Origin of the sequence: Enterobacter sp. T1-1 (genome assembly GCF_000710795.1) — a bacterium.
GTDB classification, from domain to species: Bacteria; Pseudomonadota; Gammaproteobacteria; order Enterobacterales; family Enterobacteriaceae; genus Enterobacter; species Enterobacter cloacae.
This window is the reverse complement of the sequence record NZ_JALW01000076.1, coordinates 1-1,340: the sequence shown is the minus strand read 5'-3', so window position 1 is coordinate 1,340 and position 1,340 is coordinate 1. Positions and strand designations below refer to the sequence as shown.

The window sequence follows — 1,340 nt, the reverse complement described above, 5'->3', positions numbered from 1 at the left end:
ACCGTGGGTGAAGTGGTGGATGACCAGGGACCGATCGTGGGCAACCTGAAGCCAGGCACCGTGACCGATGATGTCCGCCCTGAACTGAGCGGTAAAGGTAAGCCAGGCAGCACCGTGACCATCATGGATGGCGACGATGTACTGGGCTCCACCGTGGTGGATCCGGACGGCAACTGGACCTTCACTCCTGAACAGGATCTGGCCGATGGCGATCACAGCCTGACCGTGATTTCCAAAGACCCGGCCGGAAACGAAGTGACCTCTCCGTCCTTTGATATTACCGTTGATGCGACCGCCCCGGAAAAACCTGTACTGGGATCCGCAACGGATGATGTAGGAACAATTCGTGGCGATCTGAGCAACGGTGGCACCACCGACGACGCAAACCCAACCTTTAACGGCTCTGCAGAGCCGGGCAGCCGTGTCGATATTTATGACAACGGTGAGCATATTGGCTCGACGATTGCGGACGATAACGGGGCCTGGCAGTTCACGCCAACCACACCTCTGCCAGAAGGTGAGCACCATATCACCACCACCGCAACGGATGAAGCGGGCAACACCGGTCCGGAATCGGATGATTTTGTGCTGGTGACCGACTACACCCCACCAGTGGCAAGCAGCGATGTACTGAACATTACGTCCGTAATGGATGATGTCGGCGGCCGTCAGGGTAACGTGGCCAGCGGTGAAATCACCGATGACAGCAAACCGGTTATCAATGGTATTGGTGAAGCGGGAAGCACCGTCTTTGTTTACAGCACGGATGCTAACGGCAAACATCTGCTGGGCTCAGCCGTGGTCAACAGTGAAGGCACCTGGACGCTGGCACTGGATACACCGCTGGTGGAAGGGCTTAATCAGCTGACGCTGGAAACCCAGGACGCAGTAGGCAACCGCGTAGCGGGTGAAGCACCGTCTTACGATATTACCGTTCTGATCCCGGTCAGCACCGAGCCGTCCATCAACAGCGTTGTGGACAACGCCGAGCCGCACGTCGGCCCAATGCAGAAAGGCGAAACCACCAACGACACCACCCCAACCCTGAGCGGCAGCGCTGCACCGGGCGACGTTGTGTCTATCCTCGACAACGGGAAGGTGATTGGCACCGTCAAGGCGGACAGCAGCGGTAAGTGGTCGTTCACCCCGGATACCGCGCTGGCGGATGGTCAGCACACCTTCACCGTTACGGCGACTGACGCAGCGGGCAACGCGCGCACCAGCGGCAGCTTCCCGATCGTGATCGATACTGCGGCACCGTCTCCGGCAGAAAATATCGTTATCAATGATAACGTGGGCGACAAGCAGGGGCCGGTTGGTCCAGGCGACACCACCGACGA

The 1,340-nt window shown here is 58.8% G+C and carries 1 protein-coding gene; it reads left to right on the top strand.

Translation table 11 applies throughout. The features are described 5' to 3' along the window. On the top strand, window positions 1–1,340 hold a 1,340-nt coding region (locus tag AK59_RS0120945), incomplete at both ends, for an Ig-like domain-containing protein (RefSeq protein WP_029883721.1).